Raw genomic sequence first — 23,830 nt, 5'->3', positions numbered from 1 at the left:
GGGTGACAGCATCACTCGGTTACCACGGTCAGCGTAAGGGTTGACTCAACATCGCCCTGGGTGACAGCGTTACCTGCGGCCACCACCGCATACTGTGCTGAAAAATCAATGGTATATACACCGTTTTCATCAGGATCCCCATTAAGAGGAATCAGCGAGTTGGCGTTTAGTTCGGCGTCATTCGCAGTCACCACAAAGCCGACGCCGGATGCGCCACCCGCTACGGTATTTTTCGTAATGTTCGGGTAAGTGGTATCAAACTGGTTACGTGCCAGGCTGATTTTCGGCGCAGCACCGGTACATTTTAATTTTAATGGCACCGTGGTGCTGTTTTTAATGCCGGTATAGGTGGCGCCGGCACCCAGACTTGCAAGACTTTCCTGCCCGACCTGGTTCATCGTAATAGTGGTAGAGTTGTTGCCATCAAGAAACTGACACGTGGTTCCCACAACGCGTCCGGTGATAATAACTTCACCCTGGTCAGTATCCGCAAAAGCACCGGCACTCATAAATACGGTGGACAGGACTGCTGCAGCAACAGTTAAACGCTTCATAATATAGTTCCTTTTATTTGTTTATCCATTTGGCTTATGAGATGAGAAAAAACTCATGCGGTAAATATTGCACGCGACTTAATCATTCACAACAGACGTATTTAATTCACTTGACTAATATCAAGCCAAATAATTCATTATATCTACGACTCATCCAAAAGTTATGTTGCTTATATCGCATTAAAACACAATAAAAACATAGACATCAGAAACGACGAATTCATTTAATAAAAAACAACGTTATCGCTGGCAGCGACGCATTTTGTGCTATTCTCACTTAAGCTATATGATAATTTTATAATTACCTGCTAATTATTTATTGTGTTTATAAAAACAGAAGGCCATCTCCATGAAAAGAGGCTTACTTGCCCTGGTCTGCGTCGCGCTGCTGGCGCCATCGTTTTCGGCGCAGGCGACCTGGCGTGGCGACAAACGCCAGGACGCCCGCGATATCCGACAGGATAGCCGCGAGCAAGGTCGTGATACCAAGCAGGAATGCGTCCGCAATAACAATCAAAGCAACGCCAGCTGCCGTCACGATAAACGGGAAAACCGCCGCGAAGGTCGCCAGGAAGCACGTGACGAAAAATGGTGAAACTGAGGTTTTGGCGTCTCCAGGACGTCATTCCTCCCGCCGCCGGAGCCTTTAACGCCCCCTCATACTTCAGTTGTCTGGCTGACGTTTGTGGCATGCGCCTTATTCTTAGCATAGCGCAGAATATTCCCGCGCCCCCCTCAGACCGTATCCCGGTCCTCATCATATCCCCCTTTTTTCCAGCCCACTAATATCGCCGCCACTAGCGCTTACCGTGCCTGATACCACTCCACTTCGACCACATGCTTTAGATTAAACTGAATTACTGAAATACAGCGTAAAGTGCCCTCATACAGACAATGGCTATTATCCCCAGGCTTTTTGCAGTATGGTTTAATCACTGTTGTAGTTTTGCAGTGAATGCTATCCAGACGATGCAGAGTTGTATTCTGTCTGAGAAATTTCTCATGCTATTCCCGAAGGTTGTTGGCGCGGGAGGTTGGTTTGCTGGCGCAATGATGTCCAGCAGGCAGGCAATAAATCATGACGGCATTGATGGCCGCCTTGCCGCGGCCGGAAGCCCGCGCCTTCATCATCATGCGGGCATCATCAAGAGGATCAGGGATGTACAGGACGTGGAAACCACCAGGAAAGCGACGCCACTTCAACCCGCTAACCCTTTCTTTACCCTTCAGCTTGCGGCGCCTTATCGGTGGCGATGGAGATAGCCTATGATACCGCACGCTCACTCAGCGATAGCATTCAGATTTTGCCTTCACCAGGTGAAACGCTTTCGTATGAGATTAAAACGTTATCAGCACGCCGTTTCAAAATAAAAAGGCAGTCGAATTTAACAATGACCTGACGCAGGCCTGGAAAGAGAAAAATATGCCTGCAATAAAAGGGAAAACCATGACGAATAACGCCGATATAAAAAAAAGGAACTTCCTGACTCAGAATGAGATCGAGTCTTTACTTAAAGCCGCCGATACCGGTCTCTATGCCGCACGGAATTATTGCCTGACATTACTGTGCTTCATTCACGGTCTGCGAGCCAGCGAGATCTGCCGTCTACGAATATCGGATATCGACCTTGCTGCCCGCTGCGTTTACATCCATCGACTCAAAAAGGGGTTTTCAACTACCCATCCGTTGCTGGAGAAAGAGATCCACGCCCTAAAGCGATGGCTGGCCATTCGCAGCAGCTGGCCGCAGGCAGCCAGCGAATGGCTGTTTCTCTCCCGCAAAGGTAATCCCCTTTCTCGCCAGCAGTTTTATCAGATTATCGCCTCATCAGGGGATCTGGCGGGATTACCGCTGGAGATCCACCCACACATGCTGCGTCACTCCTGTGGCTTTGCGCTGGCCAATATGGGGATCGATACCCGTTTGATCCAGGATTACCTTGGGCATCGCAATATCCGCCATACCGTCTGGTATACCGCCAGCAACGCGGGACGTTTCTATGGCATCTGGGACAATACGCGCGACAAACAGCGATCGTCTTTGATCCAATAACCTTGACGCCAAGGATGGCGTTGTCTCGCAACCTGCTCGCAAATTATAACATTTATTATCATTAACCCTGCGTTAATTATGATTACTGTTCCCGCAAGTTCTTATTTATTCCTGCCAGCTCCGCGTCAATTTAACCCTGCGTTCATTCTGGATTTGACCGAATTATTTATTGCTCGAGTAAAATTTCCGCACCGTTTTTTTAATGACAACGTGCGCCAGAAAAAATCCTTTTATTTTATGCACCTGGCGATAACATCTGGAGAGGCTATTGAGACAACGATTAAAATCTTTAAAATTAAGAATTATCGCCCGGCGATATTTTTAGTATCAGTCAATGTAATGTGCTATCTATTCGTGGTTAATCAACTTCACCCTACAACGTTTTAGCATTACGCATTCTTTTCGTCATGGCGTAAGGTTTCGCCGTGACGGTCATTCATCCTTTTTTCAGGAGCTAATATTGTGAACCGACGTCGTTTTCTTACCGCCAAAGAAGTTCAGGCAATGATGCAGGCCGCTCGCCAGGGCCCAACCGGTGAACGGGATTACTGCCTCATCCTGCTTGCCTTTCGCCACGGCATGCGCATCAGCGAACTGCTGGATCTGCACTATCACGATCTGGATCTGCATGAAGGACGGGTCAATGTGCGGCGGCTTAAGAACGGTTTTTCGACTATTCATCCGCTGCGCTTTGATGAGCGCGAGGCAATCGAACGCTGGAGTCAGGTCCGCGCCGGCTGGAAAGCGGCGGCAAAAACCGACGCGCTGTTTATCTCTCGTCGCGGTACGCCGCTCTCACGCCAGCAGGCATATCGTATTATTCGATCCGCCGGTGAAAATGCGGGCACCGTTACGCACACGCACCCTCATATGCTGCGTCACGCCTGCGGCTATGAACTGGCGGAAAGAGGTACAGATACCCGTTTGATACAGGATTATCTGGGACATCGTAATATTCGTCACACGGTACGCTACACTGCCAGCAATGCGGCGCGTTTTGCCGGGATTTGGGAAAGAAATAATCTTTTAGAGGAAAAAGGCCTGTCAAAGGAAAATGATTTAAGCGATTGATTTAATACAATAAAATCAATTGCTAACAGGTCAATTGGGGCCAAACTGTTTATATCATAAAAATGTTTTGTAATGTTTTGCAACTCACCGCGCTATATTTCTGCAGAAAAAATCATAGTTTATTGATTATTATATATTTTTAATCACGCAATCACTCACTTTTCTCCCACCATACTCCCGTTGCACCGGCGATCCTTCGCCAGCGCCATCGCTATTCCTTTTGCACTCCCGCCCACCACCCCAGATTATATACCCACAAAAAGCCAAATAAACAGAATTTAAAACCACAAATAAACCAGTAAAAAACCAAAAACAGATCATTTATCCCAACGAGTCAAAATGGCCCCAATTGTCTCATCAGTTGGGTAAAAACTGTGCAGAGCCGGCAGCCTGACTACTCGGCTGAAATCTGACATGCCTGGAAGGCACATCGGCTGCCAATCCGGTTCGTTATTTCGACATCGTTCAAAGGAAAACAGTATGAAAATCAAAACACTGGCAATGGTTGTTGTGTCAGCCCTGTCTCTGAGCTCCGCGGCGGCGCTGGCCGATACCACCACGGTCAACGGCGGGACAGTGCATTTTAAAGGGGAAGTCGTCAATGCGGCCTGTGCGGTAGATGCCGGCTCTATCGATCAAACCGTCCAGTTAGGTCAGGTGCGTTCCGCGAAACTTGCCACCGCAGGTAGCACCAGCTCCTCCGTCGGTTTCAACATTCAGCTGGATGACTGCGACACCACAGTGGCGACCAAAGCTTCTGTCGCTTTCTCCGGTACCGCTATCGACAGCAGCAACACCACCGTTCTGGCACTGCAAAACTCTGCCGCCGGCGGCGCAACCAACGTTGGCGTGCAGATCCTCGACAGCACCGGCACGCCGCTGGCGCTGGACGGGGCCACCTTCAGTGCCGCGACCACGCTGAATGACGGCACCAACATCATCCCGTTCCAGGCGCGTTACTACGCGACCGGCGCAGCGACCGCCGGTACGGCGAACGCGGATGCCACGTTCAAAGTGCAATACGAGTAAGGCCCGATCCACGCAGGGAGGCAATCAGGGCCAGGAGGGCCCGCTCTCTATTTCCAACTGGAGTGAAACGATGCAGGGAATGAAATCAGGTCTGCTGCTGCTACTACCCCCGCTGGCCCTGGCCGGTAATCAGTGGAACGTCACGCTGCCTGGGGGCAGCATGCGTTTTCAGGGCCTGATTATGGCGAGTTCCTGCCGCGTCGAAGCGGGCGATCGGCAGATGACGGTCAATCTGGGGCAGATCAGCAGTAACCGATTTCATGATGTCGGCGAAGACAGTAACCCGATCCCTTTCGCGATTCATTTACAGGATTGCAGTACCGCAGTCAGCCAGCATGTGGGGGTGGCATTTCACGGCGTGGCTGATGGTAAAAATCCCGATGTGCTCTCGGTGGGCGAAGGCCCGGGGATCGCCAGCGGGATTGGCATTGCGCTGTTCGACAGTCAGGGCCAGCAGCTGCCGCTCAATCGTCCGCCCGACCGCTGGGTGCCGCTCTACCGCGGACCGACGACGCTCAATTTTGTCGCCAAATATCGGGCGACCGGACGCCAGGTCACCGGCGGCGCGGCCAACGCCCAGGCCTGGTTCTCATTGACCTATCAGTAATTAATCCGCAGACAAACAGGACAACACGGTGAGCAGACAAGGAGATAACGTGAGAAAAATGGCAACGACGACACGCGGCATACTGGCGGGATGTTTACTTTTCGTCGCCGGTGCGTTGAGCGCCAGCGCGCAGGCGGGCGTCGCGCTGGGCGCGACCCGGGTTATCTACCCGGCGGGACAGAAGCAGGTCCAGCTCGCGGTGACCAATAATGACGACAACAGCACCTGGCTTATTCAGTCATGGGTGGAAAATGCCGATGGTCAGCGAGACGGTCGGTTTGTCATCACTCCCCCGCTGTTTGCCATGCAGGGCAAAAAAGAGAACACCCTGCGCATTATCGACGCCACCAATAACCAGCTGCCGCAGGATCGGGAAAGCCTGTTCTGGATGAACGTGAAGGCGATCCCCTCGATGGATAAATCCAAGCTCAGCGACAATACCCTGCAGCTGGCGATTATCAGCCGCATCAAGCTCTACTACCGTCCGGGAAAACTGGCCCTGCCCCCGGATCAGGCGGCGGAAAAGCTGACCTTTAGCCGCAGCGGATCGTCGCTGACGCTGACAAACCCCACCCCTTATTACCTGACGGTGACCGAACTGAACGCCGGGACGCGCATTCTGGAAAACGCCCTCGTGCCGCCGATGGGCAAAACCAGCGTCAAGCTGCCCGCGGATGCCGGGAGCACCATCACCTATCGCACGATTAACGATTACGGCGCGCTGACGCCGAAAATGAATGGCGTACTGCGTTAACCCAGAGTACCCCGCCGCGCGGGCCACGCTGCGCATGACCAGAAGCACTGACAGCCGGGCAACGTCGGACCGGAGGGATTATGTCACATCGAAAATATGGACTGGACCATTGGGGTTGCCGAAGCGCCCGGCGCCTGATTACGCCGGCGCTGACGCTGTGGCTCTGCTCACAGCCGTTTGCCGCGCGGGCGGACCTCTATTTTAACCCCCGCTTCTTAGCTGACGATCCGGCGGCGGTGGCTGACCTGTCGGGATTTGAAAAAGGCCAGGAGGTGCCGCCAGGCACCTATCGCGTCGATATTTATCTCAACAATGGTTTTATGACCACCCGGGACGTCACTTTCCAGGCCGACGCGCAGGGCCATGGCTTGTCGCCCTGTCTGACGCGCGGCCAGCTGGCGAGCATGGGCGTGGATACCGGTCGGGTGCCGGGCATGGCGACGCTGGACAGCGCAGCCTGCGTGCCGCTAACGACGCTTATCAGCGAAGCCACTACACGCTTCGACGTCGGCCAACAGCGTCTGTATCTCACCGTGCCTCAGGCATTTATGGGCACCCGCGCGCGCGGCTATATTCCGCCGGAGCTGTGGGATAACGGTATCACCGCCGGGCTGATTAACTATAACTTCACGGGCAATAACGTCCATAACACCACGGGTGGCAGCAGCCGTTACGCCTATCTGAATCTGCAGAGCGGCCTGAACGTTGGCGCCTGGCGTCTGCGCGATAACAGCACGTGGAGCTACAGTAGCGGCAGCGGCAGCGCTTCCTCCAGTGAAAACCGCTGGCAGCACGTTAACAGCTGGCTTGAGCGGGACATCACGCCTCTGCGTTCGCGGCTGACCCTCGGGGACAGCTATACCAACGGCGATGTCTTCGACGGGATCAACTTCCGCGGCGCCCAGCTGGCCTCGGACGACAATATGCTACCGGACAGCCAGAAAGGCTTCGCGCCGGTGATCCACGGGATCGCCCGCGGCACGGCGCAGGTGTCAATCAAACAAAACGGCTATGAAATCTACCAGAGCACAGTGCCGCCGGGGCCGTTTACCATCGACGATCTCTACGCCGCGGGCAATGGCGGCGATCTGCAGGTCACGATTAAAGAAGCGGATGGCTCCCGCCAGGTCTTCAGCGTGCCCTGGTCAACGGTGCCGGTGCTGCAGCGTGAAGGCCATACCCGCTTCGCCCTCACCGCCGGGGAGTACCGCAGCGGCAACAGCCAACAGGAAACGCCCGATTTTTTCCAGAGCACGGCCATGCATGGCCTGCCGGCCGGCTGGACCCTGTACGGCGGCACTCAGCTGGCGGACCGCTATCGCGCCTTTAACCTTGGGGTGGGGAAAAACATGGGCTATTTCGGCGCCCTGTCGCTGGATATCACCCAGGCCAACGCCACGCTGGCGGACGACAGCGAGCATCAGGGACAGTCGGTGCGTTTCCTCTATAACAAATCCCTGGATGAGACCGGGACTAACCTGCAGCTGGTGGGCTACCGCTACTCCACCCGCGGCTACTATAACTTTGCCGATACCACCTACCGCCGGATGAGCGGCTACAGTGTGGAAACTCAGGACGGCGTTATCCAGGTGAAACCCAAATTTACCGACTACTACAATCTGGCTTACAGCAAGCGCGGCAAGGTGCAACTGAGCGTGACCCAGCAGCTGGGGCGCACCGCCACCCTCTATCTCAGCGGCAGCCACCAGACCTACTGGGGCACCGACGATGCCGATGAGCAGCTGCAGGCCGGCCTCAACGCCGCCGTAGACGATATCAACTGGTCGCTAAGTTACAGCCTGACCAAAAACGCCTGGCAGCAAGGGCGCGATCAGATGCTGGCGGTCAACGTCAATATCCCCTTCAGCCACTGGCTGCGTTCCGATAGCCGCTCAGTCTGGCGGCACGCCAGCGCCAGCTACAGCCTGTCGCACGATCTCAATGGCCGCATGACTAACCTGGCGGGCCTGTACGGCACCCTGCTGGAAGACAACAACCTCAGCTATAGCGTGCAGACCGGCTATGCCGGCGGCGGCAACGGCGACAGCGGGAGCACAGGCTATACGGCGCTCAACTACCGCGGCGGCTACGGCAACGCCAACGTCGGCTACAGCCGCAGCGACGGCTTTAAACAGCTCTACTACGGGGTCAGCGGCGGCGTGCTGGCGCACGCCAACGGCATCACCCTGAGCCAGCCGTTGAACGATACCGTGGTGCTGGTGAAAGCCCCCGGCGCCGGCGGCGTGAAGGTGGAAAACCAGACCGGGGTACGCACCGACTGGCGCGGGTATGCCGTCCTGCCCTATGCCACCGAGTATCGCGAAAACCGGATCGCGCTGGACACCAACACCCTGGCAGACAATGTCGACCTTGATGATGCAGTGGTCAGCGTGGTGCCGACCCATGGGGCGATCGTCCGCGCCAACTTTAACGCGCAGGTGGGAATGAAGATCCTGATGACGCTGACCCATCGCGGCAAACCGGTGCCGTTTGGCGCCCTCGCCACCGGCGACAGCAACCAGAGCGGCAGCATCGTCGCGGATAACGGCCAGGTCTACCTGAGCGGGATGCCGCTGGCGGGCAAGGTGCGAGTGAAATGGGGCGATGGCCCGGACGCTCAGTGCGTGGCCGATTATCGTCTGCCGCCGGAGAGTCAGCAGCAGGCGCTCAGCCAGCTGTCGGCCGCGTGCCGCTAAGGAGATCATGATGAAAACACTGCAGTATCTGCTGGGCGCTCTGCTCACTCTGGCCGCGCCGCTGAGCTTCGCTGCCGATAGCACGATCACCATCAGCGGCTATGTGCGCGACAACGCCTGCGCAGTGGCCGGCGAGTCGAAGGATTTCACCGTCGATTTTCAGGACAACGCCGCGAAGCAGTTTTATGCCGTCGGGGCGACGACGCCGCCGGTGCCGTTCCGCATCGTGCTGTCGCCCTGCGGCACTTCCGTCACCGCGGTGAAGGTTGGTTTCACCGGCGTGGCGGACAGCGTCAACACCAGCCTGTTAAAACTCGATGCCGGCGCCTCGGCGGCGGCGGGAATGGGGGTGGAAATTCTCGATCAGCAGCAGTCCCGGCTGCCGGTCAATGCGCCGTCGTCAGCCATGTCCTGGACCACGCTGACGCCGGGCCAGACCAACATTCTCAACTTTTACGCCCGTCTGATGGCCACTCAGGTGCCCGTCACCGCCGGGCATGTCAATGCGACAGCGACATTCACGCTGGAATTTCAGTAAGCGGAGGCTGAAATGAAATGGACCCACGTGGGCTGGCTGCTGGCCGGCCTGTTAACCGCGAGCGCTTCCCTGCGGGCGGCCGACGTCACCCTCACCGTCAACGGGAAGGTGGTGGCCAGACCCTGCACGGTTTCCACCGTCAATGCCACCGTCGAGCTGGGCGATCTCTATACCTTTAGCCTGATCGGCGCGGGCTCGGCATCGGCCTGGCACAGTGTGGCGCTGGATCTCAGTAACTGCCCCGTGGGTACTTCACGGGTGAAGGCCACCTTCAGCGGGACGGCGGACAGTACCGGCTATTACAAAAACCAGGGAACGGCGGGCAATATTCAGCTCGAACTGCAGAGCGAGGACGGCACCACGCTGAACAATGGCAGCAGCCAGTCGGTACAGGTGGATGAGGCCAGCCAGTCCGCTCGCTTCCCGCTGCAGGTTAGAGCCCTGTCCGTCAACGGCGGCGCCACGCAAGGCACCATTCAGGCGGTGATTAACGTCACCTATACCTACGCCTGAGCCAGGAGAGCATTATGATGAAAAAAATTATCCCCCTGTTCACCACCCTGCTGCTGTTGGGCTGGTCGATGAACGCCTGGTCCTTTGCCTGCAAAACGGCCACCGGGGCGACGATCCCCATCGGCGGCGGGTCAGCCAACGTCTACGTAAATCTGACACCGGCGGTTAACGTCGGGCAAAACCTGGTGGTCGACCTCTCCACGCAGATTTTTTGCCATAACGACTATCCGGAAACGATCACTGACTACGTCACCCTGCAGCGCGGATCCGCCTACGGCGGCGTGCTGTCGAGTTTCTCCGGCACCGTGAAATATAACGGCACCTCTTACCCCTTCCCGACCACCACGGAAACGGCGCGGGTGGTTTACGATTCACGGACCGATAAGCCCTGGCCCACCGTCCTGTATCTGACGCCGGTCAGCACCGCCGGTGGGGTGGCGATCACCGCAGGATCGTTAATCGCGGTGCTGATCCTGCATCAGACCAACAACTATAATAGCGACTCCTTCCAGTTCATCTGGAACATTTACGCCAACAACGACGTGGTGGTCCCCACCGGCGGCTGCGATGTCTCCGCCCGCGATGTCACCGTCACCCTCCCCGACTACCCGGGATCGATGGCCGTGCCGCTCACCGTGCACTGCGCGCAAAGCCAGCAGCTGGGGTATTACCTCTCCGGCACCACCGCGGATAGCGCCAACGCGATCTTCACCAATACCGCCTCCGCCTCACCGGCGCAGGGGATAGGCGTTCAGCTGACCCGCAACGGCAGCGCCGTGCCGGCGAACAGCACGGTCTCGCTGGGCACCGTCAGTACCTCGCCAGTTAATCTCGGTCTGACGGCAACCTATGCCCGGACCACAGGCCAGGTCACTGCCGGCAACGTGCAGTCGATCATCGGCATCACCTTTGTCTATCAATGATGACCGACTATATCCTCTCACCCTGCTCGCTGGCCGCCCGCGGGTTGAGCCAGCTGATGGTGAACGCCGCGAAGCGGCCCGTTGAGCTGCCGGTCGAGGGCGTGTCCCTGCGGGAGCTGACCGCCGTGAAGCGGATCGTGGTGTTTCTCCCTGACGATCCCCTGTGGATGCTCACCACGCTGCGCCAGGCGGCAAGGCTGCTCGACCAGGCCTTGCAGCCGTTACCGATGTTGATTCTGAGCCGCAGCCCGGCCATCTGGCTGTGGCAAACGCTGCTTTATCAGGTGAGCCATCCGGATCGTCTGCGCAACGTCCATACCGCCCCCGCCGATCTCTCCTGCACGGAGCTGGCCGATCGGCTGGAGAACGCACCGCGACTTGAGCGGCTTGCCAGTGAAGCCGCCCTGCTCAACGACAAACGAGCCGCCGGATTGAGCCATGCCGAGTTCAAAGTGATCCTCGCCCTGCTGCAAGGGCAGACGATAGGCGAGCAGGCCCGGCGTCTCCGATTGAGCCAGAAAACGCTCTACACCCAGCGGCTGGCCGGGGTGAAAAAGCTGGTGGAATATCACCCGCATCTGGCCCCCCGCTTTCCGCGTACGCTGCTACCGCGCTCATCCGCCAGCTCACTGTCGGCGTTTGAACAGGAATGGGTACAAGCGATCCACGATCGCCAGGTCTTCCCGGTTTTTCAACCTATCGTCGATAGTCGCTCACAGCTACAGGGGGTGGAGATCCTGATCCGCTGGCGCCACCGCGGCCAGGTTCTCCATCCGCAGGCTTTTTTGCCGCAGTTCCGCGCCGACTACGCCTGGCTGCTGCTCACGGCCTTTGTCCTGCAGGAGGCCGTGCAGAATATTAATGAGCATCCGGGTACTTTCTATTTTTCGGTCAATATTCCTTCCTCGCTCGCCGCCAGCGATAGCCTGCTGCGGATGGTGGAAGCCGCTCGCCAGCAGCTCCGGCAGCCAGAGGGCGTGGAAAGGCTGGTGCTGGAATATGCTGAAACCATCGATTTTCGCCGTCAGAGCCGATCCACCGCCCAGGTGGAGGAACTGCAACGTGCTGGCGTGCGGGTGATGCTGGACGACTGCTTTTCTCAGGGGAGCGTCATCTTTCCGGCGCGTCGCCTGCACTTCAATGCCTATAAACTGGATATGAGTATCGTCAACGACGCTCAGCACGATCAGAAGGCGCTTGCGCTGATAAAAAGCCTGGCCTACTACTGCCAGTTGAGCGGCAGCCGCTGCGTGGCGGAAGGGGTGGATTCGCTGGCGAAGTTTACGCAGTTAAAATCGCTGGGTATTGACCGTTTCCAGGGCTATCTGTTTTCACCGCCGATGCGGCGCGAGCATCTCCCGGATCTGATCCGCCGCTTTTCCCATCAGCGCGATCCGGCGGATCGTTGATGGCGCGAGAAAAGCGCACCGGTTGGCACCGGTGCCGGTACGTCAGGCGCGAATATCGTCGTATTCGCGGGTGTTATCGAATTCATGTTTGGCAAACGGGCAGAGAGGGATGATCTTCCGCTGCTCCTGGCGCATTTTTTCCACCACCTTCGCCACCAGCTGTTTCCCCACGCCCTGGCCTTTCAGGCTGGGATCAACATCGGTATGTTCGATAATGCTGAGGTGGTCGCCGGTGGGAACAAAAACAATTTCCGCCACCTGGTTTCCCTGCGCGTCGTTAACATAAAACTTGTTGTGCCCTTCCAGTATTTCCATCTTCTCCTCGCTTATTTATGACGATAGTGCAGGGCGCCGCTCGGGCAGGTATCGATCACTTTTACCACCGTCGCCACATCCACTTCATCCGGGATAATCCACGGTTTACGCTTCAGGTTAAAAAGCTTCGCGCTGCCGCGCACGCAGTTCCCCGAATGCTGACAGATCGCCGTATTAAAGTAGACGTCGATTTTCTCTCCGGTGTAGGCCCGGTAGCCCGCTTCCAGTAATTCCTTATCCATGACATTGCCTCGTTCTTTTTTTATGTTTCAGGCTAAGCATAGTCCTACACGTCGCGGCTGACTACGCGTAAGCGTGGGAATTGGCGCCTCACATCATGCTTTCCCATCGGGTAAGGATCCCGCAGTCGGCGATCCGTTGACTTTCATTCCCGCAACGAGGCGATTACACTCATCACACACTGGTATGATCACTCAGGGATGCTCTATTGAATCATATTGCCACCATCGCCCGCCCGGCGCGGTTACTGCTCGTCTTGCCGCTTTCCGGCTGCTCACTTTCGCCCGCGATCCCGGTATTGGGTGCCGCGTTCCCCGGCTGGTTTTTCTGCTTATTGGGCGGTGCGTTTTTACTGATCCCCTGCCATATCCTGATTACCCGTAAAGGCTGGCAGCCGCGCTTTTCTCCTCTGGTCTTCAGCTATGTCGCGCTGATGTTCCTGTTCGCCACGCTGCTGTGGTTTCTGTTTTTTGTTCACTGATCGCTTATGACAACTTCCCGCACTCCCCTGTTACGCAAAAAGTGGCCTCTGCTGGCGCTGGTCCTTGCCGCTATCCTGGCGCTGATCCTGGTTATCTGGCAGTTGCAAACCTCGCCGGAGACCAATGACGCCTATGTCTATGCCGATACCATCGATGTGGTGCCCGAGGTCAGCGGACGCATCGTGGAGATGCCCATTCGCGATAACCAGCGGGTGAAAAAAGGCGATCTGCTGTTCCGCATCGACCCCCGTCCCTATCAGGCGATGCTCGATGACGCGAAAGCGCGGCTGACGACCCTCGACGCGCAGATCATGCTGACCCAGCGCACCATCAAAGCGCAGGAGTATAACGCCCAGTCGGTGGCGGCCGCCGTCGAGCGCGCCAGAGCGCTGGTCAAGCAGACCACCTCCACGCGCACCCGCCTTGAGCCGCTGGTGCCGCAGGGGTTTGCCTCCCAGGAAGATCTCGATCAGGCGCGCACCGCTGAGAAAGCGGCGCGGGCGGAGCTGGAGGCCACGCTGCTGCAGGCCAGACAGGCCTCGGCGGCCGTGACCGGCGTGGATGCCATGGTGGCGCAACGCGCCGGGATCCTGGCGCAAATCGCCCTCGCCGAACTGCATCTGGAATTTACCGAAGTGCGTGCGCCCTTCAACGGCGTGGTGGTGGCGCTGAAAACTACCGTCGGCCAGTACGCCTCGGCGCTGAAGCCGGTCTTTACCCTGCTGGATGACGACCGCTGGTATGTGATCGCTAACTTCCGCGAGACCGATCTGAACAACGTGCGCCCCGGCGTGGCGGCGCGGATCACCGTGATGACCAACCACAACCGGACCTTTAACGGGGTAGTCGATTCGGTCGGCTCCGGGGTCCTGCCCGAAGGCGGGAGCGTCATCGAAGGGCTGCCGCTGATCCAAAAAAGCATTAACTGGGTTCACGTCTCGCAGCGCTTCCCGGTGAAAATCGCCGTCAGCGATCCCGATCCGGCGCTGTTCCGCATGGGCGCCTCGGCCAGCGCCGTGCTGCAGCCGTAGCCGGGGGACGCGATGTTTCCTCTCGCCCATTTTTTACGCCAGGAGCTGCGCGACGCGCCGGGACGCGCCAGCTACACGCTGCGCCTGACGCTGAGCTGCGCGGTGCTCATCACCATGTTTATGACCCTGCAGATCCCCTTCCTGGCCGTTGCGCTGATCGTCGTGTTCTACGTCAGTCAGCCTAACGTGTTGATGATCAAGCTGGTCAGCGTGGTCTTTTTTGTTACCGTCACCGTGGCGCTCGGCGGCGTGCTGCTGATCATCAAGTGGACCTATGACTACCCGCTGATCCGCCTGGCGGCCTCCGTGGCGCTCTTTTTCTGCGCCATCTACCTGATGCGGGTGCTGGGTAAGCTGGGACTGGCTTTTTTCGTGGTGGCGCTGGCGGTGATTTATGCTCAGACCTTCCCGTCAATGACCAGTCAGAGCGAGATCCTGGTGCGGCTGCTGCTCTGGCTGTGGGTGGCGATTAACACCGCGATCCTCGTCACTTTGCTGGTCAACGCCTGTTTTCAGCAGGCCTTTCCCGGCAACCAGTTTAAGGCGCGCCTGGCGGGGATGCTGCACGAGGTCGCCCGGCGGCTGACGGCTCCTGGCGATGAAGCGCCACCGACCTTCGGCGAGACCGCCGCGCAGTTCAACCAGCTGCAGTCGCTGTTCGCCCAGGCCAGCCGGGCCACGCCGGAGATAGCCGCCGAACCGCAGGCCTGGCGCTCGCGGCTGGCCGCCACCCTGCGCTGCTATCAGCTGGCGGCGCTGCTGCAAGCAGACGAGGCAGATAGCGAAGATCGCCAGCAGCTGTCGCAGGCGGTACTGAAGCTGAAGAGTGCCCTCAGCGAGGAACAGTTTGACGGCGCCATTCCTCCCCTGGCGCTCAGCGGTCGTGGCATTAATCACGCGGTTCTGCAGGAGATGGCTACCCTCCTGCAGCAGCTGGCGCAGGGTGAGCCCGTCGCCCTGCCGCAGGGTGAGGTGGAGAAGGCGCCCCTGCTGGCGCCGGACGCCTGGCGCAACCCGGCTTATCTCCATTTTGCGCTCAAGACCCTGCTGGCGACGCTAATCTGCTATGTCTTCTATACCGCTGCCGACTGGCAAGGGCTGCACACCATTATGCTGAGCTGCGTCATTGTCGCCCAGCCCGGGCTGGGCGCCACGATGCAAAAGACATGGCTGCGTATCGGCGGGGCGCTGCTCGCCACCCTGCTGGCGCTGCTGTTAATCGTCTTTGTTCAGCCCTGGACCGATTCGCTGTCGGGCCTGCTGGCGATGTCTCTGCCGGTGCTGGCGCTGGCGGCGTGGATTGCCGCCGGCTCGGAGCGTATCGCCTACGCCGGGATCCAGATTGGTTTCACCTTTGCGCTGGCCTTCCTCAGCTGGTTTGGCCCGCTGACGAACCTCACCGAGCTGCGGGATCGGGTGCTCGGCATCCTGCTCGGGGTGCTGGTCTCCTCCATTGTCCATTTGTATCTCTGGCCGGACAGCGAAGCACCACAGCTGAAATCCCGTCTTGCGGCGCTTTATCGCCGGCTGGCGGACTGTCTCGCCGCTCCGAAGGAGGCGGTGCCGCTGGCTCCCCTGTTTGTCGCCTTCACCGACAGCGAAGCGCTGCTCCATCGGGTTCGCGCTGAACCGCTGGGCACCTGGGCCCATCCCTGGCCCCAGGCGAAAGGCTGGCCGATGCGCGCCACCCTCGCCCAGGCCGAGGAGATCGCCCGCCTCAGCGAAGGCTACCGGCTCAACGCCGCGCCGGGAGACCCGACGCTGGCCCGCTGCGCCGAACAGCTGCGGCGCTACGCCGAACGTATCGAACAGGAGGCGGCAGCGCCTGACGGGACGCTGGCCGCCGATCTCCGCAACCCCTTTGGCCCGGCGCTGGCTACCGCGCTGGCCGCCCTGCCCGACTGGGGCCCGACACCGCTAGCGACTGAGCAACAGGCTAAAACGTCATGATGATGCTTCCTTTCCCCGCGCGATTGCGGGTCACTCTCTTTACCCTGACGCTGACGCTGCTCAGCGGCTGCGCGCTGATCCAGGATGAGCCTTCCCAGGTCGCCATCGTCAATCCGCAGCAGGCCCAGCTGGCGCAGGTGATCCACCTGGCGAACAGCGACTGGCCGGCAGCCCGCTGGTGGGAGGCCTATGATGATCCTCAGCTCAACATGTTGATCAACCGGGCGCTGCAGAACTCGCCGACCATGCAGGCTGCCCGACTGCGTATCTCCCAGTCGCAGTCCACGGTGGAGCTCGCCCGCTCGGCGATGGGCCTGCAGGCCACCGCCGTCGCGGCGCAAAACCGCCTGCGGATCACCGACAAATCCTTTAGCTGGCCCTACTCGTACTCCCTGCCGGTGGATAAGAACGGTCCCTGGTATACGCTGAATACCGTTGGCGTCGGGGCGCAGCTGAATATCGATCTCTGGGGAGCCGATCGCGCCCGGGTCGCCGCCGCCATTGGCGAGAAAAATGCCCGGCTGGCGGAGACCGCCGGCATTGAGCTAGACATCGCCAGCAGCGTGGCGCAGCTCTATTTCGCCATGCAGGCGACGTTCCAGAAAATCGCGCTGCTGCAGGAGCTGGAGGGTATTGCCCAATTCTCGGTAGCGGCCCATGAGCACCGGACCCAACGCGGCATGGAAGACAGTGTGGATGTGGCCAATGCCCGGGCTGAGCAGCTCGCCGCTCGCCAGCAGATCATCAGCGCCGAGGGGATGCTGACCCAGTATCGTGAAACCCTGCGGGCGCTGATCGGCGCCGATGCGCAGAGCATGCCGGCCATCCATCCGGTGGCGCTGCCGGCGCTCCAGGAGACGCTGCCGTCGTCGCTCTCTTTCGAGCTGCTGGCCCGCCGTCCGGACCTGCAGGCGCTGCGCGGCTACGTGACTGCCTCCCTGAGCCAGGTCGATGCGGCGAAAGCGGCCTTCTATCCTCATTTTGATATCAAAGCGTTCTGGGGGTATAACGCCCTGAGCGTCGGGGATCTGTTTAAGTCCTCTTTCCAGCAGATCAACCTGCTGCCCGGGCTGTATCTGCCAATCTTCGACGGCGGTCGTCTGAACGCTAATCTGCAGTCGGTGCGCACCGCCAGCAACATCCTGATCAAACAGTACAACCAGGCGGTGCTGGACGCGGTGCGCGATGTCGCCATCAGCTCCAGCCAGCTTAACGATCTGAACCAACAGCGCGCGCTGCAGCAGCTAAAGGTCACCGCGGCGCAGACCACCACCGACAGCGCCCGCGCCCATTATCAGCGCGGCCTGCTCAGCCGCTACGCCGCCGAAGAGGCCCGGCGGGCGGTTCTCGCCCAGCAGCTGTTGCTGCTGGACATTGAAGCCCAGCGGCTGAGCACCGACATTACCCTGATCAAAGCCTTGGGCGGCGGCTATCGCGGGCAGTAACAAAAATGCCTTCCCCGAGGGGAAGGCATTTAACAGAAGAGGCGGGGTGGCTGCGCGGCGATTACACCAGGGCGCGCAGCTCCTCCTGCATATAGGTGGAAAAGAATTCCGGATGCTTGATGACCATCCGCTCGCCGGCGGCGATCCGTTCAGCCCAATCCGCCACTTTGTCGGTAAACCCGGCGCTCCAGCCCTGCTGCTGCCCGCGTTCAGCGACGTCGGCCGGGGTAGCGGGCACGCCCAGCTCTTTCAAATATTTGAGAATTCCCTTCGCGGTACTTTCATCCATAGACTGTGGTACTGGCTCAGACGTATTCATACCACCGATGAAATCCAATGCTTTATCAATGACTGCTGGCATAGGTGTGTCCTTATATTAACCACATAGTAAACCTGACTACACTATGGACCGGAAAGTGAGGTGATTTCAAAGAACACGCTCACGTTATGGGACATCGCGCATTCTGAAAAAGGGATTTTGTTCTGCTGAGGCGGGTTTCGTACAAAAATAAGCCGGCCCCGTAGGGCCGGCCTGAGGATCGCGTCAGGCGTTGCTGACGGATGTTTGCCCGGCGCTGGACCGACTGTTCTCCAGCATCCGGCGGACCGGGACAATCAGCACGGCCAGCACGGCGGCGCAGATCAGCAATGCGATGGAGCAGCGGGCGAAGAGGTCCGGTAGCAGCGACAGCTGATCGGCCTTCACGTGACCGCCAATCAGGCCCGCCGCCAGGTTACCCAGCGCGCTGGCGCAGAACCACAGGCCCATCATCTGGCCGCGCATTCTCTCCGGCGCCAGCAGAGTCATGGTCGCCAGACCAATCGGACTCAGGCACAGCTCACCGAGCGTCAGCATCAGGATGCTGCCCACCAGCCACAGCGGCGACACACCGGCCCCGCCGTTGCTCAGGACGTTCTGCGCCGCCAGCATCATCAGGCCAAAGCCCGCCGCTGCGCACAGGATGCCAATCACGAATTTGGTCATACTGCCCGGACGCACGTTTTTACGCGCCAGCGCAGGCCACGCCCAGCTGAATACCGGCGCGAGCAGAATGATAAACAAGGCGTTAATCGACTGGAACCAGACCGCGGGGATCTCAAAGTCGCCGATCATCCGGTTGGTGTAGTCGTTAGCAAACAGGTTAAAGGAGGTCGGTTTCTGTTCAAACGCGGACCAGAAAAAGGCCGCCGAGACCAGCAAAATAAAGCACACCAGCAGGCGCGCCCGCTCTTTACGGTTCAGCCCCGCGAAGACGAACAGCCAGATGAAATAGAGCGCCACGGAGGCGGCAATCACATAGACCAGCACGCTGGCCACCGCCACCGGGTTAATCACGATCGTGCCCAGGCTAATCAGCGTGACCAGCACCGCCACCCCCAGGGCCAGCGCCAGCAGCCACGCTCCGACGCCATTCTTTTTCGCCACCGGGCTGTTCCAGGTGGAATCGAGGCCGACCTCCGCGTCATAGCGCTTCATCGACGGCACGGCAAAGACGCGGAAAATGACCAGCGCCACCAGCATCCCGATCCCCCCGATGCCGAAGCCCCAGTGCCAGCCATGGGATTTAATCAGCCAACCGGAGATCAAGGGCGCGATAAACGAGCCGATGTTGATCCCCATATAGAACAGCGAAAAACCGCCGTCGCGGCGCGCGTCGCCTTTTTTATACAGGGTGCCGACCATCACTGAGATACAGGTTTTAAACAACCCGGAACCGAGGACGATAAACATCAGACCGATAAAGAACAGGTCGTTGCCCAGCCATGCCGACAGGGCGATCGACAGGTGCCCCAGGGCGATCAGGATAGAGCCGTACCAGACGGCCCGCTGCTGGCCAAGCCAGTTATCCGCCAGCCAGCCGCCCGGCAGCGCGGCCAGATACATACTGCCAGCAAAAATCCCGACGATCGCCGAGGCGTTCTCCCGCGCCAGTCCCATCCCGCCGTCGTACACCGTCGCCGCCATAAACAGGATCAGTAAGGGACGGATGCCGTAAAACGAGAAGCGCTCCCACATTTCGGTGAAAAACAGGGAGCCCAGCGGATAAGGATGGCCGAAAAAGGTACGGCTTTCGTTTTTATTAACAGAGGAATGCATAAATTCTCCAGGTAAGGTGCGCCGCAGCGCAAGTTAACCGTATAAAGCGGGCTGACGATTTATAATTTGTTTGCATTAACATCAAACGCGAGCATTTTTAACCATTTGATAACCACGCAATGGTTTTGTCCAGCCCCTTACCTTCCCTTTTTAGATGAAAAGTCGACAAACATCTAGTTTTACAGATTTAACGTTCATAAAAAGATAAACAGCATTGACTTTATATTAGCGCAGCAAATCCGATTATTTTTATTAAAAAACAGAAAGTTAACGCTAAGGCGAGGATCTATAGCGGCTCAGTTCGGCAGCCAGGATAACGACAGAAAAAGTAAGGAAAACAGGTGGAATGATGTAGAAACCACGCTAAGTGGCAATATTTCTCTATCAGGGACTATCCTGGCCCACGGTGTTTGTCGCGGAGGATGACGGGAGGGGAAGTGAGGCAGCCGGGAGTCAAAGCCGGCGCCTTTCGCGAGTTATTTCACACGCTGCCCTGCGGCATCAATGACTGGCTCACCGTCTTCCTTCACGAACGCGCCTTTTTGCGACGCCGTCAGGATCTCCAGCACCACCTCTGACGGGCGGCAGAGTCGGGTGCCCCGCGGCGTTGTCACGATCGGACGGTTAATCAGGATCGGATGCTGAAGCATAAAGTCGATTAACTGATCGTCAGTAAACCGGTCTTCCGCCAGCCCCAGCGCGTCGTAGGGTTCAACGTTTTTCCGTAGCAGGGCACGTACCGGGATCGCCATCGCGGCGATCAGCTGGCGCAGCTCATCGCGCGATGGCGGCGTCTCCAGATAATAGATAATGGTGGGCTCAGCGCCGCTGTTGCGGATCAGCGCCAGGGTATTACGCGAAGTGCCGCAGTCAGGGTTATGGTAAATGGTGATGCTCATAGTACGTTCTCATGGCTGGTTGAAGGAGAGACGCAGCGCCAGCGCGGCCAGCATCACAAGCAGCACCGGCAGGGTCATGGTGATGCCGCAGCGGAAATAATACCCCCAACCGATGGTGATGTGCTTCTGCGCCAGCACATGCAGCCAGAGCAGCGTGGCCAGGCTACCAATTGGCGTGATCTTGGGCCCCAGATCGCAGCCGATGACGTTGGCATAAATCATGGCCTCTTTGATCGTCCCTGTTGCCGCGCTGCCATCAATCGACAGGGCGCCGACCAGTACGCTGGGCATATTATTCATTATTGAAGAGAGGAAGGCCGACAGGAGACCGGTGCCCAGCGTCGCGGCCCAGAGCCCGCGCTCCGCCAGCATGTTCAGCACCGTGGTCAGATAATCCGTTAACCCGGCGTTTCGCAGGCCATACACCACCAGATACATTCCCAGCGAGAAGATCACGATCTGCCACGGGGCGCCGCGCAGCACCTTGCCGGTGTTAATCACCCGCCCGCGCTTCGCGACAGCAAACAGGATCCCCGCTCCCGGCGCCGCGATGGCGCTGACCGGGATCCCCAGCGGGTCAAGAACGAAAAAGCCGACCAGCAACAGCAGCAGCACGCCCCAGCCGGTGCGGAACGTCGCCGGATCTTTTATCGCCGTGACCGGCGCTTTCAGTAACGCCATATCCCAGGCCGGCGGGATATCCTTGCGAAAGAACAGGTGCAGCATCGCCAGGGTGGTGAGGATCGCCGCGAGATCGACCGGCACCATCACCGAAGCGTACTCCCTGAAGCCGATGGCAAAGAAATCTGCCGAAACGATATTCACCAGATTCGACACCACCAGCGGCAGGCTGGCGGTATCGGCAATAAATCCGGCGGCCATGACAAAGGCCAGCATCGTTCCCTTGCTGAATCCCAGCGCTCGCAGCATGGCAATCACGATGGGGGTGAGGATCAGCGCCGCGCCGTCGTTGGCAAACAGCGCCGCCACCGCGGCGCCGAGCAGGATAATCCAGGTAAACAGCAGACGACCCCGCCCTCTTCCCCAGCGGGAAACGTGCAGCGCGGCCCATTCAAAAAAGCCAGACTCATCAAGCAGCAGGCTGATAATGATAACGGCGATAAAGGTGGCGGTCGCATTCCAGACGATATGCCACACCACCGGGATATCGGCTAGTTGTACTCCACCGGTGGCCAGCGCCAGCGCCGCGCCAAAGGCCGCGCTCCAGCCGATCCCTAAACCCCGCGGCTGCCAGATCACCAGCACCAGGGTCAGGACAAAAATCGCGCCTGCCAGCAACATGATTACCCCCGTCAATCACATTCGAAAAAACAGATATGTTTAGATAAAATTTTTACTGACAACCCGCCCCGTCAGCCAGTCTGCAAACCATCATCCGCACATCGTCCTGCTGACTGAGCCAGGCCTGCTCAATCACCTGCGCCGCCCAGGCCGGCATCTGCGGAGAGAGGCGGTAATGGACCCATTTACCCTGTTTACGATCCAGCAGCAGCCCGCTTTCCCGCAGCATCGCCAGATGGCGGGAGATCTTGGGCTGGGACTGGGCGAGCGCCGTACAGAGATCGCAAACACACAGCTCTCCACGCGCCTTGAGCAGCAATACGATCCCCAGCCGGGTTTCATCGGCGAGGTTTTTGAACAGTTGCAGGGGCAATAAAGACATGATTTCTCCTCAAGCGTGACGGACAGCATACGGAACCACCAATAAAGATCAATATACATTCGTAAAAACATATATGTTATTTCACGCCTGCGATAAGCCCCCGTTGAGTGGCTACACGCCCTCCCTTGTGCAATAGCACGGAAAAATGCCGCGCTTTCTTTTATCCCTCACCGAAATGTGTCAGGCTGGCGATCCCATCGGATTGACAGGGTTTTCAGGATGAGTACGATTTATGTGGTTGTTTTAACGTATATAAAACCGCTCGAAGAGGTGGACGACGCCATTCCCGCCCACGTCGAATGGCTCAAAAAAGGCTATGCTGACGGCCTCTTTCTCGCCTCCGGCCGCCGCCTTCCCCGCACCGGCGGGGTGATTCTGGCGAAATGCGCCAGCCGGGAAATGCTGGAATCGCGTCTGAGTCAGGATCCCTTCCAGCAGTTGGGTCTCGCCCGTACCGAGATTATTCCCTTTGAGGCCAGCATGGCGTCACCCGTACTGCAGTCGCTGTTATAAGCGTATCCCGGAGGAAAAATGCAGCCGTCCTTTCACTGGATCAATGAACCTGCCGAGTGGCGCCGCGATACCGACGGCCTGACGGTGGTCACCGATAAGCATACCGACTTCTGGCGCCATACCTGGTATGGCTTCGAGCGCTTCTCTGGGCATCTTTATGCTACTGAGGTGGAAGGTGATTTTACCCTACAGGCAAAAATATGTGCCGATTTCACCACGCTTTACGACCAGGCTGGACTAATGATGATGGCGGACGAGCAGACCTGGCTGAAGGCGGGGATTGAATTCAATGACGATGCCCCGGCCATCGGCAGCGTACTGACGCTAACCCACTCCGACTGGGCCACCGGGCTTTTTCCCGGCGACCCGCGCACCTTCTGGCTGCGGCTGACCCGCAAGGGCGATGCGTTAAGGCTGCAGTATTCGACCGACGGCGAGCGCTGGCCGCTGCTGCGGCTCGGCTACTTTCCGCCAGGCCCGGTGAAAGCGGGCGTCATGTGCTGCTCACCGGAGCGCGCGGGACTGGCGGTTGAGTTTCAGGATATCCAGCTTTCCCCGCCATCAGACAAAGCGCTGCACGATCTGAGCTGAATGCTAGCGGGAAGACCCGACTTTCTCTGCATCCTGAGGGCCAGGATTGCAGGGTTCGCGGGTGCCGGGCAGGTAAAAATGGCCGTGCTTATCAGGATCGGTGCCGCCCGGGCACCCTGCCCGACCCGAGGAATTATCGCTATCGCCGCCGTTCGAACCGTTGCCGCCGTCGGCGCCAGCTATTACCGACTGCCCGTTATGGCCACCGTGAACGCCCTGCGCTGCACTGGCCGAAAACGCCACCAGCGCGAACATACAGACCATGAAGCGTCTGCCCATTGCTGCCTCTCCCTTATTGATATTCCCCGTCCATCGCGTTGACGATGGGATGAGCCGTTGCACGGCAAAATGCACCGCGATAAAAACGCGTTATCCGCAGGGAGTATAGGGTTAAGGCTGAGAGAAAGACAGGGCCGGTGCCTTCAGACATTTCGC

At 58.4% G+C, this 23,830-nt stretch carries 27 protein-coding genes; 17 read left to right on the top strand and 10 right to left on the bottom strand.

Translation table 11 applies throughout. From position 1 onward, the window contains the following. Positions 1-11 precede the first annotated feature (11 nt). Positions 12-554, bottom strand: a complete 543-nt coding sequence (gene yehD / locus AC3EMD_RS04260) for a fimbrial protein YehD (RefSeq protein WP_008806376.1) — start codon at positions 552-554, stop codon at positions 12-14. A gap of 349 nt (positions 555-903) precedes the next feature. Between yehD and AC3EMD_RS04255 the strand changes: the two genes are divergently transcribed. Then, complete coding sequence (locus AC3EMD_RS04255; protein WP_008806377.1) at positions 904-1,149, top strand: hypothetical protein; 246 nt, start codon at positions 904-906, stop codon at positions 1,147-1,149. 410 nt (positions 1,150-1,559) lie between these two features. On the opposite strand, the gene AC3EMD_RS04250 is transcribed toward AC3EMD_RS04255, so the two are convergent. Next, complete coding sequence (locus AC3EMD_RS04250) at positions 1,560-1,757, bottom strand: hypothetical protein (RefSeq protein ID WP_153242724.1); 198 nt, start codon at positions 1,755-1,757, stop codon at positions 1,560-1,562. Between the two features lie 244 nt (positions 1,758-2,001). On the opposite strand from AC3EMD_RS04250, the gene fimB reads away from it, so the two are divergent. From fimB to AC3EMD_RS04200, 10 genes are all read left to right on the top strand, one after another. After that, positions 2,002-2,607, top strand: coding sequence for a type 1 fimbria switch DNA invertase FimB (gene fimB / locus AC3EMD_RS04245; RefSeq protein WP_012967261.1), 606 nt, complete (start codon positions 2,002-2,004; stop codon positions 2,605-2,607). Positions 2,608-3,069: 462 nt separating this feature from the next. Next, entirely contained in the window at positions 3,070-3,678 is a 609-nt protein-coding gene (gene fimE, locus AC3EMD_RS04240; protein WP_012540621.1) for a type 1 fimbria switch DNA invertase FimE, read from the top strand. Positions 3,679-4,158: 480 nt separating this feature from the next. Continuing rightward, complete coding sequence (gene fimA / locus AC3EMD_RS04235; RefSeq protein ID WP_008806380.1) at positions 4,159-4,707, top strand: type 1 fimbrial major subunit FimA; 549 nt, start codon at positions 4,159-4,161, stop codon at positions 4,705-4,707. A 70-nt stretch (positions 4,708-4,777) separates the two neighbouring features. Continuing rightward, on the top strand, positions 4,778-5,314 hold the full coding sequence (gene fimI / locus AC3EMD_RS04230; RefSeq protein WP_012967260.1) for a type 1 fimbrial minor subunit FimI: 537 nt from the start codon (positions 4,778-4,780) through the stop codon (positions 5,312-5,314). A gap of 49 nt (positions 5,315-5,363) precedes the next feature. Further along, entirely contained in the window at positions 5,364-6,068 is a 705-nt protein-coding gene (locus AC3EMD_RS04225; RefSeq protein ID WP_012540619.1) for a fimbria/pilus periplasmic chaperone, read from the top strand. An 80-nt stretch (positions 6,069-6,148) separates the two neighbouring features. Beyond that, positions 6,149-8,764, top strand: coding sequence for a fimbrial biogenesis usher protein (locus AC3EMD_RS04220; RefSeq protein ID WP_008806383.1), 2,616 nt, complete (start codon positions 6,149-6,151; stop codon positions 8,762-8,764). Positions 8,765-8,774: 10 nt separating this feature from the next. Then, positions 8,775-9,302 carry a type 1 fimbrial adaptor subunit FimF gene (fimF, locus tag AC3EMD_RS04215; RefSeq protein WP_023323247.1) on the top strand — a complete coding sequence of 176 codons (528 nt, stop codon included), beginning with the start codon at positions 8,775-8,777 and terminating at the stop codon, positions 9,300-9,302. Positions 9,303-9,314: 12 nt separating this feature from the next. Further along, positions 9,315-9,815 (top strand): type 1 fimbrial minor subunit FimG, encoded by a 501-nt coding sequence (gene fimG, locus AC3EMD_RS04210; protein WP_012540616.1) that lies wholly within the window; start codon positions 9,315-9,317, stop codon positions 9,813-9,815. Between the two features lie 17 nt (positions 9,816-9,832). Then, entirely contained in the window at positions 9,833-10,738 is a 906-nt protein-coding gene (locus AC3EMD_RS04205) for a fimbrial protein (protein WP_012540615.1), read from the top strand. Continuing rightward, the gene (locus AC3EMD_RS04200; protein ID WP_023323248.1) at positions 10,735-12,147 is read left to right on the top strand and encodes a cyclic diguanylate phosphodiesterase; all 1,413 of its coding nucleotides are present in this window, start codon (positions 10,735-10,737) and stop codon (positions 12,145-12,147) included. Before AC3EMD_RS04205 ends, AC3EMD_RS04200 begins: the two co-directional genes overlap by 4 nt. A 42-nt stretch (positions 12,148-12,189) precedes the next feature. Here the strand turns inward: AC3EMD_RS04200 and AC3EMD_RS04195 are convergent, their stop codons facing one another. Both AC3EMD_RS04195 and yjdI read right to left on the bottom strand, forming a co-directional pair. Continuing rightward, positions 12,190-12,462 carry a GNAT family N-acetyltransferase gene (locus AC3EMD_RS04195; protein WP_008806388.1) on the bottom strand — a complete coding sequence of 91 codons (273 nt, stop codon included), beginning with the start codon at positions 12,460-12,462 and terminating at the stop codon, positions 12,190-12,192. A gap of 11 nt (positions 12,463-12,473) precedes the next feature. After that, positions 12,474-12,704 (bottom strand): 4Fe-4S mono-cluster protein YjdI, encoded by a 231-nt coding sequence (gene yjdI, locus AC3EMD_RS04190; RefSeq protein WP_012540613.1) that lies wholly within the window; start codon positions 12,702-12,704, stop codon positions 12,474-12,476. Positions 12,705-12,910: 206 nt separating this feature from the next. On the opposite strand from yjdI, the gene AC3EMD_RS04185 reads away from it, so the two are divergent. From AC3EMD_RS04185 to AC3EMD_RS04170, 4 genes are read left to right on the top strand one after another with little or no spacing between them, the layout of a single operon-like run. Next, a complete protein-coding gene (locus AC3EMD_RS04185) occupies positions 12,911-13,183 on the top strand; it encodes a YtcA family lipoprotein (protein WP_008806389.1) in 273 nt (90 codons plus the stop codon). A 6-nt stretch (positions 13,184-13,189) separates the two neighbouring features. Next, the gene (gene mdtN / locus AC3EMD_RS04180; protein ID WP_008806390.1) at positions 13,190-14,215 is read left to right on the top strand and encodes a multidrug transporter subunit MdtN; all 1,026 of its coding nucleotides are present in this window, start codon (positions 13,190-13,192) and stop codon (positions 14,213-14,215) included. A gap of 12 nt (positions 14,216-14,227) precedes the next feature. Beyond that, positions 14,228-16,165, top strand: a complete 1,938-nt coding sequence (gene mdtO / locus AC3EMD_RS04175) for a multidrug efflux transporter permease subunit MdtO (RefSeq protein ID WP_032740978.1) — start codon at positions 14,228-14,230, stop codon at positions 16,163-16,165. After that, positions 16,162-17,610: an MdtP family multidrug efflux transporter outer membrane subunit gene (locus tag AC3EMD_RS04170; protein ID WP_046881966.1), complete on the top strand. Its 1,449-nt coding sequence runs from the start codon at positions 16,162-16,164 to the stop codon at positions 17,608-17,610. The genes mdtO and AC3EMD_RS04170 overlap by 4 nt, the downstream gene beginning before the upstream one ends. 61 nt (positions 17,611-17,671) lie before the next feature. Here the strand turns inward: AC3EMD_RS04170 and AC3EMD_RS04165 are convergent, their stop codons facing one another. The 5 genes from AC3EMD_RS04165 to AC3EMD_RS04145 all read right to left on the bottom strand — a co-directional run bounded on the left by AC3EMD_RS04165 (position 17,672) and on the right by AC3EMD_RS04145 (position 22,291). Further along, complete coding sequence (locus AC3EMD_RS04165; protein ID WP_008806393.1) at positions 17,672-17,971, bottom strand: DUF1889 family protein; 300 nt, start codon at positions 17,969-17,971, stop codon at positions 17,672-17,674. Positions 17,972-18,154: 183 nt separating this feature from the next. Continuing rightward, a complete protein-coding gene (locus AC3EMD_RS04160) occupies positions 18,155-19,708 on the bottom strand; it encodes a peptide MFS transporter (protein ID WP_008806394.1) in 1,554 nt (517 codons plus the stop codon). A gap of 476 nt (positions 19,709-20,184) precedes the next feature. Then, entirely contained in the window at positions 20,185-20,607 is a 423-nt protein-coding gene (gene arsC / locus AC3EMD_RS04155; protein ID WP_008806395.1) for a glutaredoxin-dependent arsenate reductase, read from the bottom strand. A 9-nt stretch (positions 20,608-20,616) separates the two neighbouring features. After that, a complete protein-coding gene (locus tag AC3EMD_RS04150; protein ID WP_302073946.1) occupies positions 20,617-21,909 on the bottom strand; it encodes an arsenic transporter in 1,293 nt (430 codons plus the stop codon). Positions 21,910-21,961: 52 nt separating this feature from the next. Further along, positions 21,962-22,291, bottom strand: coding sequence for a metalloregulator ArsR/SmtB family transcription factor (locus AC3EMD_RS04145; protein ID WP_008806397.1), 330 nt, complete (start codon positions 22,289-22,291; stop codon positions 21,962-21,964). A 219-nt stretch (positions 22,292-22,510) separates the two neighbouring features. On the opposite strand from AC3EMD_RS04145, the gene AC3EMD_RS04140 reads away from it, so the two are divergent. Then, positions 22,511-22,804, top strand: a complete 294-nt coding sequence (locus AC3EMD_RS04140) for a YciI family protein (protein ID WP_042947389.1) — start codon at positions 22,511-22,513, stop codon at positions 22,802-22,804. 18 nt (positions 22,805-22,822) lie between these two features. Continuing rightward, positions 22,823-23,395, top strand: a complete 573-nt coding sequence (locus tag AC3EMD_RS04135) for a DUF1349 domain-containing protein (RefSeq protein ID WP_023323252.1) — start codon at positions 22,823-22,825, stop codon at positions 23,393-23,395. Between the two features lie 3 nt (positions 23,396-23,398). On the opposite strand, the gene AC3EMD_RS04130 is transcribed toward AC3EMD_RS04135, so the two are convergent. Continuing rightward, positions 23,399-23,674, bottom strand: a complete 276-nt coding sequence (locus AC3EMD_RS04130) for a hypothetical protein (RefSeq protein ID WP_008806400.1) — start codon at positions 23,672-23,674, stop codon at positions 23,399-23,401. Positions 23,675-23,830 lie beyond the last annotated feature (156 nt).

This window comes from Klebsiella sp. PK18 (assembly GCF_057784655.1).
This window is presented reverse-complemented; position numbering and strand designations above follow the sequence as displayed.

Coding starts and splice junctions, on each gene's coding strand:
- yehD (WP_008806376.1), bottom strand. CDS start 554: ATGAAGCGTTTAACTGTTGCTGCAGCAGTCCTGTCCACCGTATTTATG.
- AC3EMD_RS04255 (WP_008806377.1), top strand. CDS start 904: ATGAAAAGAGGCTTACTTGCCCTGGTCTGCGTCGCGCTGCTGGCGCCA.
- fimB (WP_012967261.1), top strand. CDS start 2,002: ATGACGAATAACGCCGATATAAAAAAAAGGAACTTCCTGACTCAGAAT.
- fimA (WP_008806380.1), top strand. CDS start 4,159: ATGAAAATCAAAACACTGGCAATGGTTGTTGTGTCAGCCCTGTCTCTG.
- fimI (WP_012967260.1), top strand. CDS start 4,778: ATGCAGGGAATGAAATCAGGTCTGCTGCTGCTACTACCCCCGCTGGCC.
- AC3EMD_RS04220 (WP_008806383.1), top strand. CDS start 6,149: ATGTCACATCGAAAATATGGACTGGACCATTGGGGTTGCCGAAGCGCC.
- fimF (WP_023323247.1), top strand. CDS start 8,775: ATGAAAACACTGCAGTATCTGCTGGGCGCTCTGCTCACTCTGGCCGCG.
- fimG (WP_012540616.1), top strand. CDS start 9,315: ATGAAATGGACCCACGTGGGCTGGCTGCTGGCCGGCCTGTTAACCGCG.
- AC3EMD_RS04205 (WP_012540615.1), top strand. CDS start 9,833: ATGAAAAAAATTATCCCCCTGTTCACCACCCTGCTGCTGTTGGGCTGG.
- AC3EMD_RS04200 (WP_023323248.1), top strand. CDS start 10,735: ATGATGACCGACTATATCCTCTCACCCTGCTCGCTGGCCGCCCGCGGG.
- AC3EMD_RS04195 (WP_008806388.1), bottom strand. CDS start 12,462: ATGGAAATACTGGAAGGGCACAACAAGTTTTATGTTAACGACGCGCAG.
- yjdI (WP_012540613.1), bottom strand. CDS start 12,704: ATGGATAAGGAATTACTGGAAGCGGGCTACCGGGCCTACACCGGAGAG.
- mdtN (WP_008806390.1), top strand. CDS start 13,190: ATGACAACTTCCCGCACTCCCCTGTTACGCAAAAAGTGGCCTCTGCTG.
- mdtO (WP_032740978.1), top strand. CDS start 14,228: ATGTTTCCTCTCGCCCATTTTTTACGCCAGGAGCTGCGCGACGCGCCG.
- AC3EMD_RS04170 (WP_046881966.1), top strand. CDS start 16,162: ATGATGATGCTTCCTTTCCCCGCGCGATTGCGGGTCACTCTCTTTACC.
- AC3EMD_RS04165 (WP_008806393.1), bottom strand. CDS start 17,971: ATGCCAGCAGTCATTGATAAAGCATTGGATTTCATCGGTGGTATGAAT.
- AC3EMD_RS04160 (WP_008806394.1), bottom strand. CDS start 19,708: ATGCATTCCTCTGTTAATAAAAACGAAAGCCGTACCTTTTTCGGCCAT.
- arsC (WP_008806395.1), bottom strand. CDS start 20,607: ATGAGCATCACCATTTACCATAACCCTGACTGCGGCACTTCGCGTAAT.
- AC3EMD_RS04150 (WP_302073946.1), bottom strand. CDS start 21,909: ATGTTGCTGGCAGGCGCGATTTTTGTCCTGACCCTGGTGCTGGTGATC.
- AC3EMD_RS04145 (WP_008806397.1), bottom strand. CDS start 22,291: ATGTCTTTATTGCCCCTGCAACTGTTCAAAAACCTCGCCGATGAAACC.
- AC3EMD_RS04140 (WP_042947389.1), top strand. CDS start 22,511: ATGAGTACGATTTATGTGGTTGTTTTAACGTATATAAAACCGCTCGAA.
- AC3EMD_RS04135 (WP_023323252.1), top strand. CDS start 22,823: ATGCAGCCGTCCTTTCACTGGATCAATGAACCTGCCGAGTGGCGCCGC.
- AC3EMD_RS04130 (WP_008806400.1), bottom strand. CDS start 23,674: ATGGGCAGACGCTTCATGGTCTGTATGTTCGCGCTGGTGGCGTTTTCG.